Raw genomic sequence first — 14,718 nt, forward strand, 5'->3', positions numbered from 1 at the left:
ACATCGAGGATCCGGTACAAGACACAAAGGGAGTCAACGATGACGGAAGGTCGCGTGTTAAAGGGCGTGGAGTTCGCCCGCCCCGGCAGCGACGACTCCCGTCCGCTCCTGCTGGACCTCTACCTGCCGACCGCGTACCTGCCTTCCGCGCAGGAGAAGCTGCGTCCCGCCGTCGTGCACTTCCATGGCGGCGGCTGGCGGATGGGGGAGCGGTCCTCCCTGGGGCCGGTGTGTGACGGCTTTGGCCTGACTCCGTTCGACGTGCTTACGGAGGCCGGCTTTGTGGTTGCCTCCGCTGACTACCGGCTGAGTTCGGAAGCACATTTCCCGGCCCAGCTGCACGACGCGCAGGCGGCCGTGGAATGGCTACGAAGCCACGCTGCCGAGTACGGGGTCGATCCCGCGAAGATTTACGCGTGGGGTGACTCCGCAGGCGGACACCTCGCCAGCCTGGTGGGCCTCACCGGCGTGCGCCACAACAGCGTCGCCGCAGTCGCCGCGTGGTACCCGCCCACCGACCTGGACTCCATGGCGGAGCAGGCGCTGCCCAACGCAGTCTCGCGGCCCAGCGATCCAGGCTCCCGCGAGGAACTGCTGATCGGTGCGCCGCTGGCCGGCAACCCGGAGTTAGCCGCCGCGGCAAGCCCCATCAGCTACGTCGCCAAAGCCGGGGGCCCGGCGGCCCCGCCGTTCCTCCTGATCCACGGCACAGCAGACCGCTTCGTTCCGGCGGCCCAATCCGAATCATTGGCGGCAAAACTGCAGGACTCAGGCGCCGACGTCGAACTCCTCATCATCGAAGGCGCAGACCATATGTGGTCCCTGCCCGACGGGAGTTCAGCCGCGGCTGAAAAGGCGCTGGCCGCCACGGTGTCGTTCTTCCTGCGCCAATCCGGCCTCCCGTAGTTCTTCTGCTCCACCCCGCTTCGGCACAGCCCGCCAAGGGTCTCATTGCCGTGCCCTCCTACCGATAACCGCCCCCGGGCGAACCTGAAAGGCCCCTCATGCAGTACATAGGCATTAACCACGACGGCGACACCTGGGTTGCGGCCCTCAACGGCACCCGGGTTTTCCCCCTGGCGCCGGTGACGGATTTCTGGGCCGACGCGGCCGGCTGGCAGGACAAGGCGGCGGCGCTGGTCTTGGACGCAGCAGCAGGCCGCGAGAAGGCGGACGTCACAGAAGTGCCGCTGGTACCGGTGTCTGCCCGGGTGATCTGCGTAGGCCTCAACTACAAGGCGCACGCAGCGGAAGGCAGCTTCAAGGACCAGGATCTTCCGCCCTATCCCACCCTGTTCGGCCGCTGGACGGCCTCGCTCTCTGTCGGCCAGGTCCCCGTTCCCGTCCCGGGCGGGGAAGCCGGCCTGGACTGGGAAGGCGAAGTTGCCGCCTACATCGGCAGGCGCGTGGAGTCTGCAGACGAGGCTACTGCCGCGGACTCCGTCTTCGGCTACTCAACCTTCAACGACCTCACGGCCAGGCGCGCCCAGAAGCTGACATCCCAATGGACGCTGGGCAAGAACGGCGACTTCACCGGGCCGCTCGGCCCCCTGGTCAGTCGCGACGAAGTGGGTGACCTCCGCGATGGACTCCAGGTCCGGACGCGCGTCAACGGCACCGAGGTCCAGAACGGCAACACCCGGGACATGATCTTCTCCGTGCCGGCCATCATTTCCCTGATCAGCGAAACCTTGACACTCCACCCGGGCGACGTCATCGCCACCGGCACCCCCGACGGTGTCGGCTACGCACGGACCCCGCAATGGCTCCTGCAGGCAGGGGACACAGTGGAGGTCGAGATTGAGCGGCTGGGTACCCTGGTGACCCCCATCGGCGAACCTTCACTCCGGGCGAGGGCCTGATGGCTGCCGTCAATGATGCCGGCCTGGCGGACCTGCCCGCGGACATCCCGGTCCTGATCTCGGGAGGCGGACCCAGCGGACTGTTCCTGGCCCTGGATCTGGCCCAACGGGGGATCCGCAGCACCGTCATTGAGCCCCGCATCGCCATCGATCCGGACCGGCCGCGTGCCAAGACCACCAACGCCCGCACCATGACCCACCTGCGGCGCCTTGGCTTGGCAACGGCACTGCGTGACGCGGCGCCGCTGCCGGTGGGGTTCGCGCAGGACATCATCTTCTGCACGTCCCTGACCGGCCACGAAGTCCGCCGTTTTGAAAACGCCTTCCAGCTCGAAACCGGCCGCTACGAACCGCAGCCCGAATGCGGGCAGCAAGTGCCCCAGCCTGTCCTGGAAACCGTTCTTCGCGACGCCGTGGCAGCCTCTGAGTACGCCACCCTGCTGACCGGCCTGCACGTGGAAGGCTACGCCGCTGCCAGTCCAGGGGCCGCTCAGGGCGCCGTCCATCACGTAACCGTCGCAGATGCCGCGGGTGCCCGCCGGACTGTGGATTGCACGTTCCTGGCCGGGGCTGACGGCATTTCCTCCACCGTCCGGCGCGGCCTGGGGCTGCGGCTTGAGGGCGGTTCCGCGGCACTGTCCAACATCAGCATTCTTTTCCGGTCCGCCGACCTCGCCGCCACCATCAGCCTCGACCCGGCCGTCCAGTACTGGGTCCTCGGTCCCGGTGCGGCGGGAATGGTGGGCAGGATGGACCTGGACCAAACGTGGTGGGCCATCATCCAGGGCGTTGATGCCCACGACGACGGCTCGCCGGACCTTGATCCCGTGGCCCTCGTCCGCTCTCTGGTGGGGGCCGACGTCGAAGTTGACGTCATCGCCACCGATCCGTGGACGGCACGCATGCTCCTCGCCCCCTCGTACGGGCACGACGGCGTGTTCCTGGTGGGCGACGCCGCGCACCAGAACCCGCCCTGGGGTGGCCACGGCTTCAACACCTGCATCGGCGACGCCGCCAACCTCGCCTGGAAAATCGCAGCAGCCCTTGACGGCTGGGCCGGCCCCGGGCTGCTGGACAGCTATGAGCTGGAACGCCGCCCCGTGGCCGAGCGCACCATCAACGATGCCGCCGCCAACGGCAAAGCCCTGGCCTACCACTTCGCCGATCCGGCCCTCGAGTTGGCGGGTGCGGACGGAGTAGCCGCGCGCGAGCGGGCCCACGAGGCGCTTGCGGTGAAACGCAGCGAGTTCGATTCCCTCGGGCTGGTCCTTGGCTACAGCTACGCGGCATCCCCGGCAGTGGTGCCGGACGGTTCCCCGGTTCCCGCCGAGGACCCCATCCGCTACATCCCTTCTGCCAGCCCCGGCGCCCTGCTGCCGCACGCGTGGCTGGAGGGCCCGACGTCGGTCTACGACGTTTTGGGGGACGGCTTCACTCTGCTGGTGGATGCCGGCGCCCTGGCGGGTGCCGCCGTCGAAGACCGTTATGCAGCCGTGGTGGCTGCCGCAGCCGGACAGCGGATTCCGCTGACGGTCGAAGCTGTGGGGCCGGACAGAAACGGCGTGCCGATGGCTGATCTGTGGGCCGCCGAAGCCGTGCTGGTCCGCCCGGACCAGCACGTGGCCTGGCGGGGGAGTTCGGCAGGGGCTGCCGCCCACGCGCTGTTCGTCGCGGCCGGCGGAAGCCGGAACGAACCGTCCGGTACCGAAACCTTGAAGATCCAGGAGAGCAGCCATGTCAGCGCCGTCGTTTCGTGATCACCTGTTTCAGCCGGACCACCCCCGGGTAGCGGCCATCCGCGGTCTGGACGCTCGGTCCTACGCTGAGGCGGCCAAGGACGATCCTTTTGCCGGGCCCATGATTGAGGGCTGGAAGAAGCTCTACCCCCAACCCTTCACCGGGGTGACCAGCGACGGCGTGGTCCGCGAAGGCCTGTTCCCGCTCACCGGGGCCCGCCCCGGAGAGGAGGCGCCGACGCCGGACATGGTTGCCTCCGCCGAAAAGCTGCTGGCCCTTGCCTCGCTGGAACAGGTCAGCCGCCTGAGCTACGTTGTTGGCGCGCCTGAGTGGCAAAGCTGGGCCAACCCGGAATTCATGCAGCACGATACCGGGCTGCGCCTGGACGAGCTGGATCCAGCTCTCCGCGACGCCGCATTTGCCGTGGTGGAAGCGAGCCTGAGCCCGGAGGGTTACGCGCTGGCCCGGAACCTGATGCGGATCAATGGCTTCCTCGGTGACCTCGTTGACCTGCCGCTGCTGATGAACGAGTACAGCTACAACTTTGCCCTATACGGCGTCCCTTCAGAGACGGAACCGTGGGGCTGGCAGCTGTTCGGGCACCATGTTGCCCTCAACTGCCTGGTGGCCGGGACGCAGCTGGTGGTCACACCGGTTTTCCTGGGCGCCGAGCCGGACATCATCGACGCCGGACCACACCAGGGTGTGAAGGTGTTCAAGGAGCGCATCCAGTGGGCCCGTGGGCTGATGGCGGCGCTGCCGGACTCCCTGCGCCGGGACGCTGTGGTGTACGAGCACATGCAGGACCCGGGCATGCCTGCGGGGCGGATGCATCCGGGGGACGAACGGCACCTGGCCGGCTGCTTCCAGGACAACCGTGTCATTCCCTACGAAGGTATTCCCGTCAGTTCGATGCCTGCAGAAGCAGTGGCTTTCCTGGACAAGGTGGTGGAGGACTCCATCGCGTACCTGCCCGCCGGTCCACGCGCCGCACGCCGCCGCGAAATCCAGGAGCATTACGCCGAAACGTGGTTCTCGTGGATCGGTGGCTGGCAGGGTGAGGAGCCTTTCTACTTCCGCATCCAAAGCCCCGTGGTCATCCTGGAACTCGATCACCACACCGGCGTCTTCCTCGACAACGACACCCCGGCACCGTTCCACATGCACACCGTGGTGCGGACGCCCAACGGCAACGATTACGGCCGCGCTTTGGTTAAGCAGTACCCGTCCTCCTAAACCAACGCGTTGGTCTTAAAGCGAATGGCCCGGACTTCCTTTTCGAAGTCCGGGCCATTCTGTGTTCTTGGAAGCGCTAGGAGATTTCCAGGGCGGTGCGCCGCTGCGGCGGGGGTCCCACCACGGTGAGGTCCATCTCGGCCTGCGCCCTGCCGAAGCCTTCCATGTCCATGTACGGTGTGCCGCCTTCGGTGTACATGTAATCCTCGGTGGGCTTGTTGAAGTACTCGAAGAACCCGTTGAAGACCGACGGCGTCAGGAAGCCAACCATCTGGGTGTTGTGGGAGTCAAAAGCGAACGAGTGGATGGTGCCGGCGGGAGCGTGGACAAAGTCGCCCTTGGTCAGCAGCATCTCGCGGCCGTTGGCATACAGCCACATCCGGCCCTCGGTGCACAGGAAGTTCTCCGTGTGCTCGGAGTGGAAGTGCAGCGGGATGTACGGGGACTTGGCGCCTTTGGTGTGAACGGCAAAGTAGTTCGAGCCCGTGTTCGCTGGCCGGGAGAGGTAGGTGAACATGGTCTGGTAGCTTGCCAGGCGTTCGCCTTCTCCGGCGCTGAGGAAGTACGGGCTCTGCTTTGGCGGCAGGCCGGCGTCGTGCTTGAACGTGGGGGTGACCCGCTCAACGTCCGGGAACGTGATCCCGAACTCGGCACCCACCTCCGCCTGCTCCTGGAGGCCGGCAGTGTGGCCGGCACGGACGGGCGGCACATGCGAATCGATCGGGGTGCCCACGCGTTCGTAGTAGGCCTCCGCTCCGCCGGGGGTCATCCAGTTCAGGAAGCGCGTGTAGTGGCTGGCCATCCGGTAGGCGTGGGGCGTACCCGGCGGGATGACCACCGAATCGCCCGGGGTGAGGATGCGGCTTTCACCCGGCAGCCAGACATGGAGGATGCCGTCGAAAACGTAAAGGGTTTTGTGCTCGATCCTGTGGGTGACGAACGGCGATTCTGCCCCCATGCCGCCGGAGATGTAGGCGGCGCTGAAGATCCCACCGGTGTCGGCTGCGCGGGCAATCACGGTCACCAGTTGGCCGTTGACCTCGTAGCGGGCGCCCTCCCCGGAGGCCATGTAGTAGGGAACGGCCTCGCCCGGCAGGGCATTGGCCACGGGCAGCTGTTGGTTCATTTCCTCAACGCTGAGGGACATCGGTTCCTTCTTTCCTGTGCTTCGCCCGAAACGGGTCCTGCGAATCAGCATGGCGGATCCTCCGGCTTATGGTGAGCCGGTATTTCATTGGTTGGAAGCCTCGAGCGATTTGCTTCCGCGCGTCCGGTTACTCCCGGGACCGGCCGCAAAACGTACGGGTCCTCCGGCCCTGAACCGGATGAACCCCGAGCCATAACATCGCGCCATGGGCAGGAGACATCCGCCGGCCCCTGAGCAGACTCCTGGCCAACCAATGCGGTTCATTTATCTGGACGATCTCAAGGTCATCCTGATCGCGGCGATCATCGCCATCCACGGTGTTCTGGGCTACGCGGGATTTGATCAGTACTGGTCCTACGCCGATGTCCAGGAAACGGTGCTTGAGCCGGTCACGGAGTTCGTACTGCTGGCGTTCATTGGGCCGTTCGCGTTGTTCATGATCGCCTTGCTGTTCCTGGTGGCAGGCCTGCTGGCGGCGCCGTCCGTGCAGCGCAAAGGGACCCGGCAATTTGTCCGTGACCGCCTGCTCCGGCTGGGAGTTCCGTTCGCCGCATTCACCCTGGTTCTCTGGCCGCTGCTGATGTATTCGCTGTACCACCCGCTCGGAGAGGCGCCCGGCAGTTACTGGGAAGAGTTCCTCAGTGACGAAGGTTACCTCGACGCCGGTCCGATTTGGTTCGTCGGGGTGCTGCTGATCTTCTCCCTGGTTTACGCGGCGCTAAATCTGGCTGCTGAGTCGTACAGCCAACGACGACGGCGACCGCCGGGGGTGCGGACGCTGCGGATTGAGAGGCAGAACCTGAGCAGCGGGCCTCGATTCGTCCACCTATTGCTGCTCGCCGCCGCCGTAGCTGCAGCCTCTTTTTTGGTCCGCCTGGCCTACCCCTTCGGGACAGAGACGGTGACCGATCTCAACCCGTGGGAATGGCCCGCCTGCGTGGCCCTCTTCGGCTTGGGCATCGCCGCTTCGGGCTGGGAGTGGCAGGTGAAAGTCCCGGACGGACTCCGCCGGGCCTGCCGTAACCTGACGCTCGCTGCAGCCGGGGCGGCACCGGGGCTCCTGTTCCTCGCGTACACAGGAGAGGCGATCCAGGACATGCTGGGCGGCTGGAACTGGCCTGCCCTCATTTTCGCCGGAGTTGAGAGCATCCTTTCCGTCTTCGGACCAGTGTGGATCCTCGGCGCAGCCCAACAGCACCCCGGACCACAGCACCACGGACGGTTCGGCCGCTGGGGTCCTGCCCTGCGGCGCAGTTCCTACGCCGCGTTCCTGGTCCAGGGCCCGGTTCTGATCGGCCTTGCCCTGGCACTCCGGCCTGTCCCTGTGCCGGCCGGGGTCAAGGCCGTGGTGGTCGCCCTCGGGGGAGTTGCAGGTTCGTTCGCCTTGGGCTGGCTCCTGATCAAGCGGGTGCCCGGGCTGGCCAAGGTCCTCTGAATGGAAGGCCCGGGTTAGCGCGGAGAGCCCGGTGCACGATGAACGCAACGAAGCGGGCCATCCCAGGGCTTTAGCGCTTGACGTTCAGCTTGAGCATCTTGGCAATCACGCAGCAGTTCCTGCAGCACCTGGTTCCCCGAGCTTTCGCAATTTCCCGGTGGAAGAGATCGTCCGCCTCCACAATGCTGAAAGGTCGTTGAGGGTCGCGGTCATGGCAAAGCATCCGGTCGCTGTTGCGGATCTGGGTGGACCGGCCCTCAAGGAGCACCGGGAAAATTTTTTATGGCCTCGAGGCGCATGACGCCGAAGCGGTCGCCAAAACCATGGGTTCGCACATGCGGACCGCATCACGGCGGCTGCTCGCCGGATTCGACGCGTCGCAGTAGGCTCCTTAGACGATCGGTGCGCTTCACCAGTCGGTCAATCGCACAAGCCGCGCCGGGTATCCGTGCCAGAGCAGAGAGCAGTCCAGTGTCTTTCCAGCCCTCCACCCAACAGCCGGAACCATCCTCATCCGTCCAGTCTAGGCTCGCTCCTCCCGTGCAGCCACTGTCCGCGGGACCCTGGACTGCCCTGCTTGTCGGCGACGAACTTGCCCGCCTTTGCTATGGGGGCCGTCCGGTCCTGCGTGCGGTGAAGGCCGTGGTCCGTAACCAGGACTGGCGGACACCGCGGCCATCCGTATCCAACGTGGAAGTCACCCAGGCTGCTGACGGACTTCATGTCCAGTGGACCGTCAGATATTCGGGCTTTGGCGTGGAGTATATAGGGCTCCTGGCGGCCCGCTTCACCCCGGCAACGGTTGAGGTCGCTTTCGAAGGCACTGCAGCGAACTCGTTCCAAAGCAACCGTATTGGCCTGGTGGTGCTCCATCCGCCCGCCGACGCCGGGCGGGACGTCACCGTGGAGCACTCAGACGGCAGCATCACAGCATCGCAGTTCCCCCGCGAGATCAGTCCGCACCAGCCCTTTGTGGACATCTCGGCCTTGGAATGGGCCGACGCCGGGACGGCCTTTCGGCTGGAGTTCACCGGCGACGTCTTTGAAACCGAAGACCAGCGCAACTGGACCGATGCGTCGTTCAAGACCTACAGCACACCGCTGGAACGGCCCATTCCTGTTGACGTCGCCGAAGGGGACGCCGTCCGCCAGTCAATATTCCTTGAAGCTGCGTCCTTCGAACCCCAGGAGGCTGTCGAAGCAGCCGCGGGTCTGGCCTTGCCCGGTTTCGGTACATCGCAGCAGGTACGCGCCCGGTTCGGCAATGTTGCGGGACACGTTCCCGCCCTGGCAATGCGTGCCGGAGCAAACCCCGGGGTGCTTCCTGAAATCCCCGGACTGGACGCCCTCGTGGTGGAGTTGGCGGATGTTCCGGGAGAGGCTTCCCGGTCCGGCTGGGCAGCCCAGCTGCAGGCGGTGGCTGCCGCCGCTGCTGTCCATGGGGCCGGCATCGACATCCGTGCAACCACAGCGAACCCCGTCACCGCCGTGGCGGACCTTGCGTCTTTCCTGCCCAGGGCCAAGCGGCTGGCGATATTCGATTCCGGCACGGAACTTACCGAGCCGGGGAGCTGGCAGGAGGTCAAGGATGCGGCACGCGCCGCTGGGTTCCGCGGCAGCCTCCTGGCCGGTTCACGGTCCCACTTCACGGAACTGAACCGGAGCAGCCGCCGCCTCCCGTCGGACTCCGATGGCCTCACATTCAGCATCACGCCGCAGGTGCACAGCACTGAAACAGCCCACATCATCGACAACGTTCCCATGCAGAGGCTCGTCGCCGAGAGTGCTTTGAGGCTCGGTAGTGGGCGGCCGGTCCACGTGGGCCCGGTCACCCTCCTGCCGCGTCGTAACGCCGTAACCACACCAGGCGAAGCGGCGGAGCCGGAAGCAGACGAACTCCAGCACCTGCCCTTCACGGCAGCTTGGCTGCTGGCCAGCATCAGCGCGCTGACGGTGGACGGCGTGGCGTCCGTCAGCTACTTCGACGCGTCCGGCCCGACCGGCATCTGCGACGACGCCGGCCGGGTGGATCCTGCAGGCGAACTCCTCAGGGAGCTCGCCGCAGTCCGGGGGAGTGAAGTGCTGTCAGTTGACGTCGGTGCTGCAGTGCCAGGGCGCAGTTCCCCGGTCACGCTCTACCCCGTGCAGTCGTCGGTTGCCCTGCTGGTCTTCGCCGCCAACCTCTCCGGTACCGCTGTGGACATCGATTTCCAACTGCCCGCCGGGATAAGCGCCGCGCTCGTTGAATGCAAGGCATTTGGGCGGGAAGCGGGATCCAACGTTGACTTTGCTGCCACCGACGGCGTCGGCCCCGCAGAAGGGAAGTTGACCCTCGGACCCTGGTCCGCCCGCGTCGTGCGTTTTCCGGCACCCAGCTGATGGGTCCCTCCCGCTGACCACAGCACGGCCAGCATCTTCACCGCGCCTGCTCACACGAGCGGCCACGGGTAGCGCCGGCCGGTGTGGTCCATCGGCAGCACGCCGTCGTGGAGCACACGCTGCACCCGGCGTTTCAGGGCTGCCACCTCCGCGTCATCCAGCAGCTCGGCCATTTCGGCCGGCACGTCAGCTGTCAGGGGAGTGATGTCCTCGAGCAGGGCGGCAGGGATGGGTTCGCCGGCGAAGTCCCAGATCACCGTCCGCAGTTTGAAGGGCGCCGAGAAACACAGCCCATGGTCAATGCCCCACCCCAGGTGTTCGCTCAGCAGGTAGGCAGCGCGTTCGCGCCGGAACAGTCCGGGTTCGAAATCGGAAAGCGGCCGTTCGCCGGCCTCCGGTTTGTAGACCGCAAGGGACTTCCCGACGGCGGCAGTCACCTCAGCGAGGAATGTCTCGTTGCTGCTGCGCGGAATGCGTCCGAGCAGCTCCACCCGGCCCTCGGCGAGCAGTGTCAGTTGCCGTCCCGGTGCAGGCTGACCCATGTCACGTGGCCCTCAGCCCGCTCAGGGGCTCGGTGGTCGAATTTACTGTCAGCACCGCCGGCGCCTGGCCGTCGATGTACGAGATGGCCGATACCGAGCCCGGGCTGATGAAGATCCGCTGGAAGAGGTCCAATGGGGTGCCCAGGGCATGGGCGACGGCGGCCTTGATCGGATCGGCATGGGAAAAGCAGACGATGACGCCCCCGGTGTGGGCTGCCCGCACCACCTCCAGCGCTCCAACGATCCGTTCCTGCATCTGCGTGAAGCTCTCTCCGTTCGGGAACCGGAAAGCGGACGGGCTCTGCTGAGCGGTACGCCACTCCGGTAATCCTGACAGGTCCGCCAGCCGGGCGCCGGTCCAGTCGCCAAAATCGCACTCAACCAAGCCCGCCTCTACGAAGACCTTCAGTCCCGTGCGGATCGCTGCGGGCTCCGCCGTCTCGCGCGTCCGTTCCAGCGGTGAGGAGTAGATGGCAGTCACCGCAAGGCCTGTGAGCCGTTCCGCCACCCGTTCGGCCTGGTCCCGGCCCCGGTCGGAGAGGTGCAGTCCCGGCGCCCTTCCGGGCAGCACCTGGCCCGTGGTGGGTGTTTCCCCGTGGCGCACCAGAAGGAGGAGCGTGCTCGGGGGTATCGACTCGAGTTCGGCCGGCGTTGCTGCAGTCATCAGAAATCCAGCGTAAGGGAATTTTGGAAAGCCGCTCGATTCCCCGCGGGCTCGGGCTACCGTAGAAGGGTGACTGATCGCCCCGATATCTTCACTGTTGGTGAACTGCGTGCCTCCGGCCACGTCCACAAAGACCTGCGCCATGAAATCCGTGACAACCTGCTCGCCGCGCTGGCAGCCGGCCGCGATCCGTGGCCAGGGATCTTTGGTTTCAGCAGGACAGTCCTTCCCCAGCTTGAGCGCGCCCTGATTGCCGGCCACGACGTCGTCCTGCTCGGCGAGCGGGGCCAGGGCAAGACCAGGCTCCTGCGCACCATGGTGGGGCTGCTCGATGAATGGTCCCCGGTGATCGAGGACTCCGAGCTGAACGAACACCCCTACGAACCCATCACCGAGCACTCCCGTGCCCGTGCCCTCACCGACGGCGACCGGCTGCGGGTGGCGTGGCGGCACCGCTCCGAACGGTACGTCGAGAAGCTCGCCACCCCGGACACATCAGTGGCCGACCTGATCGGCGACGTCGATCCCATGCGCGTGGCTGAGGGCCGCCGTCTCGGTGACCCGGAAACCATCCACTATGGCCTGGTCCCGCGCTCGAACCGGGGCATCATCGCCATCAACGAACTCCCGGACCTCGCCGAACGGATCCAGGTTTCGATGCTGAACGTGATGGAGGAACGCGATATCCAGATCCGCGGGTATGTTCTGCGGCTGCCGCTGGACGTGCTTGTTGTCGCGTCCGCCAACCCTGAGGACTACACCAACCGCGGCCGGATCATCACGCCCCTGAAGGACCGCTTCGGCGCCGAGATCCGCACCCACTACCCGATCGAACTCGATGACGAGGTCTCCGTGATCCAGCAGGAGGGCCGGCTGGTGGCTGATGTCCCGCCGGTCATCCTCGAGATCCTGGCCCGCTACACCCGCGCGCTGCGGGAGTCCCCGGCCATCAACCAGACCTCCGGCGTCTCGGCGCGGTTCGCGATTGCGGGCGCCGAAACGGTGGCCGCTGCAGCCCTCCGCCGGGCAAGCGTCCGCGGGGAGGATGAGGCTGTTGCGCGGATCATCGACCTGGAGACTGCGGTGGACGTCCTGAGCGGAAAGATCGAGTTCGAATCAGGGGAGGAGGGGCGTGAGCAGGCCGTCCTTGACCACCTCCTGCGCACAGCAACGGCCGAGGCGGTGCGGGCGCACTACCAGGGCCTGGACCTGGGTCCGCTCGTGGCTGCCCTAGACGGGCACCGGACAGTGACCACCGGGGAGCACGTCACCGCGCGCGAATTCCTGGAAGGACTCCCGTCGCTCAACGGATCGGGCCTCTACGACGAAATCAGCGGACGCCTGGACGCTAAGAACGACGGGCAGCGGGCCGCGGCCATCGAACTTGCCCTGGAAGGGCTCTACCTTGCCCGGCGGATCTCCAAGGAGTCCGACGACGAGGAAACCATCTACGGTTAGCCGGACGAGGACAGGGGTAGCGCTGATGAGCGGGCACAACCGGGCCAGGTACGGCCGGTACACGGGTGGGCCGGATCCGCTTGCCCCGCCGGTTGACCTCGCTGAAGCACTAGACGCAGTCGCCGAGGACGTGATGGCCGGCTATTCCCCCCGGCACGCCCTGCAGGAGTTCCTGCGCCGCGGCGGCCGCAACCGGGAGGGGCTGGACGATCTCGCCCGTCGGGTCCAGCAGCGCCGGAAGGATCTGCTGGGCCGGCACAACCTGGACGGCACCCTCAACGAGGTGAAAAAGCTCCTGGACACGGCCGTACTGGAGGAACGCAAGCAGCTGGCCCGCGACGCCCTGATGGACAACACCGACCGTGCCTTCCGGGAGATGCAGCTGCAGAACCTGCCGCAGTCCACGGCGGCCGCTGTGAACGAACTCGCCTCCTACGATTGGCAGTCCACCTCGGCGCGGGAAGCCTATGAGCGCATCAAGGATTTGCTGGGCCGTGAGGTACTCGACCAGCGCTTCGCCGGCATGAAACAGGCCCTCGAGAACGCCACCGAGGAGGACAGGGCCGCCGTCAACGAGATGCTGCGCGACCTCAACGGGCTCCTCGGGAAACACCGGCGCGGCGAAGACACTGACGCGGACTTCCAGGAGTTCATGGCCAGGCACGGCCAGTTCTTCCCGGAGAATCCCCAGTCCGTTGAGGAGCTGATCGATGCCCTCGCCCAGCGAGCCGCCGCGGCCCAGCGGCTCCTCCAATCGATGTCGCCCGAACAGCGCGGGGAACTGATGCAGCTGTCCGCCCAGGCCTTCGGCTCGCCCGAACTCATGGCCCAGCTCGCCCAACTGGACGACACCCTGCGCGCGCTGCGGCCCGGCGAGGACTGGACCGGCTCCGAACGCTTCGAAGGCCAGGACGGCCTCGGGCTCGGCGACGGGACGGGGGTGCTTCAGGACGTCGCCGAACTCGATGAGCTCTCCGAACAGCTGTCCCAGTCCTACAACGGCTCGCGTCTGGACGATCTTGACCTGGACGCCCTGGCCCGCCAGCTTGGGCAGAATGCCGCCGTGACGGCACGGACCCTCGCGGACATCGAGCGGGCCATGCAGGAGGGCGGCTACCTCCGCCGGGGGGCCGACGGCGATCTGCGGCTCTCCCCTCAGGCCATGCGGCGGATCGGAAAGTCACTGTTGCGTGACACCGCCAAGCAGCTGTCAGGCCGTCAGGGGCGGCGGGAGACGCGGGTGGCCGGAGCCGCCGGCGAGCTGACCGGCTCCAGCCGGCAGTGGCAGTTCGGGGATGCCGAACCGTGGGACGTCACCCGCACCATGACCAACGCCATCAGCCGCACCGCCGCCGACGGCGGTGACCCTGCCCGGGGGCTTCGCTTGCAGGTGGACGATATCGAGGTAAGCGAAACAGAGGCCCATACCCAAGCCGCCGTCGTCCTGCTCGTCGACATCTCTTACTCGATGGCCGCGGAAGGGCGGTGGGTGCCCATGAAGCGCATGGCTCTCGCCCTGCACCACCTCATCTCCACCCGCTTCCGCGGGGACCGCCTGCAGATGATCGCGTTCGGCCGGTACGCCCGGTCCATGGACATCGGCGAACTCACGGCGCTGCCCTCGCGCCGCGAGCAGGGGACAAACCTGCATCACGGCCTGCTGCTGGCCAAACGCTTCTTCCGCCAGCACCCGGCCATGCAGCCTGTCCTTCTGGTGGTCACCGACGGCGAACCCACGGCGCACCTGCTGCCAGAGGGGGAAACCTGGTTCGATTACCCGCCGGACCCCGAGACCATCCGCCTCACCATCACCGAGCTCGACCGCCTGGGACGGGCGGGTGCCCAGGTGACTTTCTTCCGGCTGGGCGGCGACCCCGGCCTCGAGCGGTTCGTCCAGCGGATGGCCCGAAGGGTGGACGGCCGCGTGGTCGCGCCCGACGCCGGAGACCTGGGGGCCGCCGTTGTGGGGGAGTACCTCAGGGCGCACTTCCGCGGACGTGCTTTCGACGAGGACGATTGGGCCTCCTAGCCTCCTAGCCTCTGAGGCTTGAAGCTCAGCGCGCTGACTACGACAACTGCCAGACATCCCATTCCAACCAAGGCTCCTCGAGCGGAGCCGTGGGCGTAAGCGCAGAAGGCCATGGCGGGTCCTCCGACAACTCACTTGTCCACTGTGCTGGCAGTTGTGGTGGTTCCCAGTCGGGTTCTTCGGTGGCGTAGTGTCTGCCGGTGGGTGAGATCCAGCCTGGTGGGTGGTC

Annotated in this window: 12 protein-coding genes; 9 read left to right on the forward strand and 3 right to left on the reverse strand. The window is 66.5% G+C overall.

Going from position 1 to position 14,718, the window contains the following annotated elements; translation table 11 throughout:
- Positions 1-39 precede the first annotated feature (39 nt).
- From ACP7AX_RS11160 to ACP7AX_RS11175, 4 genes are all read left to right on the forward strand, one after another.
- Positions 40-906 carry an alpha/beta hydrolase fold domain-containing protein gene (locus tag ACP7AX_RS11160; RefSeq protein ID WP_426226516.1) on the forward strand — a complete coding sequence of 289 codons (867 nt, stop codon included), beginning with the start codon at positions 40-42 and terminating at the stop codon, positions 904-906.
- 98 nt (positions 907-1,004) lie between these two features.
- Positions 1,005-1,862 carry a fumarylacetoacetate hydrolase family protein gene (locus ACP7AX_RS11165; protein ID WP_426226517.1) on the forward strand — a complete coding sequence of 286 codons (858 nt, stop codon included), beginning with the start codon at positions 1,005-1,007 and terminating at the stop codon, positions 1,860-1,862.
- The gene (locus ACP7AX_RS11170) at positions 1,862-3,619 is read left to right on the forward strand and encodes an FAD-dependent monooxygenase (protein WP_426226518.1); all 1,758 of its coding nucleotides are present in this window, start codon (positions 1,862-1,864) and stop codon (positions 3,617-3,619) included. The genes ACP7AX_RS11165 and ACP7AX_RS11170 overlap by 1 nt, the downstream gene beginning before the upstream one ends.
- On the forward strand, positions 3,597-4,835 hold the full coding sequence (locus tag ACP7AX_RS11175) for a DUF3500 domain-containing protein (RefSeq protein ID WP_426226519.1): 1,239 nt from the start codon (positions 3,597-3,599) through the stop codon (positions 4,833-4,835). The genes ACP7AX_RS11170 and ACP7AX_RS11175 overlap by 23 nt, the downstream gene beginning before the upstream one ends.
- A gap of 76 nt (positions 4,836-4,911) precedes the next feature.
- Here the strand turns inward: ACP7AX_RS11175 and ACP7AX_RS11180 are convergent, their stop codons facing one another.
- The gene (locus ACP7AX_RS11180) at positions 4,912-5,982 is read right to left on the reverse strand and encodes a quercetin 2,3-dioxygenase (protein ID WP_426226537.1); all 1,071 of its coding nucleotides are present in this window, start codon (positions 5,980-5,982) and stop codon (positions 4,912-4,914) included.
- Between the two features lie 205 nt (positions 5,983-6,187).
- Here ACP7AX_RS11180 and ACP7AX_RS11185 point away from each other — a divergent pair, with 205 nt between their 5' ends.
- The 3 genes from ACP7AX_RS11185 to ACP7AX_RS11195 all read left to right on the forward strand — a co-directional run bounded on the left by ACP7AX_RS11185 (position 6,188) and on the right by ACP7AX_RS11195 (position 9,796).
- Positions 6,188-7,417 (forward strand): acyltransferase family protein, encoded by a 1,230-nt coding sequence (locus ACP7AX_RS11185; RefSeq protein ID WP_426226520.1) that lies wholly within the window; start codon positions 6,188-6,190, stop codon positions 7,415-7,417.
- A gap of 233 nt (positions 7,418-7,650) precedes the next feature.
- Positions 7,651-7,803 carry a hypothetical protein gene (locus ACP7AX_RS11190; protein WP_426226521.1) on the forward strand — a complete coding sequence of 51 codons (153 nt, stop codon included), beginning with the start codon at positions 7,651-7,653 and terminating at the stop codon, positions 7,801-7,803.
- A 154-nt stretch (positions 7,804-7,957) separates the two neighbouring features.
- Positions 7,958-9,796, forward strand: coding sequence for a hypothetical protein (locus ACP7AX_RS11195; RefSeq protein WP_426226522.1), 1,839 nt, complete (start codon positions 7,958-7,960; stop codon positions 9,794-9,796).
- A gap of 50 nt (positions 9,797-9,846) precedes the next feature.
- On the opposite strand, the gene ACP7AX_RS11200 is transcribed toward ACP7AX_RS11195, so the two are convergent.
- Together ACP7AX_RS11200 and ACP7AX_RS11205 are read right to left on the reverse strand one after the other, a co-directional pair.
- A complete protein-coding gene (locus ACP7AX_RS11200) occupies positions 9,847-10,338 on the reverse strand; it encodes a hypothetical protein (RefSeq protein ID WP_426226523.1) in 492 nt (163 codons plus the stop codon).
- 1 nt (position 10,339) lies between these two features.
- On the reverse strand, positions 10,340-11,002 hold the full coding sequence (locus tag ACP7AX_RS11205; protein WP_426226524.1) for an MSMEG_4193 family putative phosphomutase: 663 nt from the start codon (positions 11,000-11,002) through the stop codon (positions 10,340-10,342).
- A gap of 69 nt (positions 11,003-11,071) precedes the next feature.
- On the opposite strand from ACP7AX_RS11205, the gene ACP7AX_RS11210 reads away from it, so the two are divergent.
- Both ACP7AX_RS11210 and ACP7AX_RS11215 read left to right on the forward strand, forming a co-directional pair.
- Positions 11,072-12,460 carry a sigma 54-interacting transcriptional regulator gene (locus tag ACP7AX_RS11210; protein WP_426226525.1) on the forward strand — a complete coding sequence of 463 codons (1,389 nt, stop codon included), beginning with the start codon at positions 11,072-11,074 and terminating at the stop codon, positions 12,458-12,460.
- A 25-nt stretch (positions 12,461-12,485) separates the two neighbouring features.
- Positions 12,486-14,489, forward strand: a complete 2,004-nt coding sequence (locus ACP7AX_RS11215) for a vWA domain-containing protein (RefSeq protein WP_426226526.1) — start codon at positions 12,486-12,488, stop codon at positions 14,487-14,489.
- The last annotated feature ends 229 nt before the right edge of the window (positions 14,490-14,718 follow it).

The organism is Pseudarthrobacter sp. DSP2-3-2b1, from assembly GCF_049895945.1.
Lineage (GTDB): Bacteria > Actinomycetota > Actinomycetes > Actinomycetales > Micrococcaceae > Arthrobacter.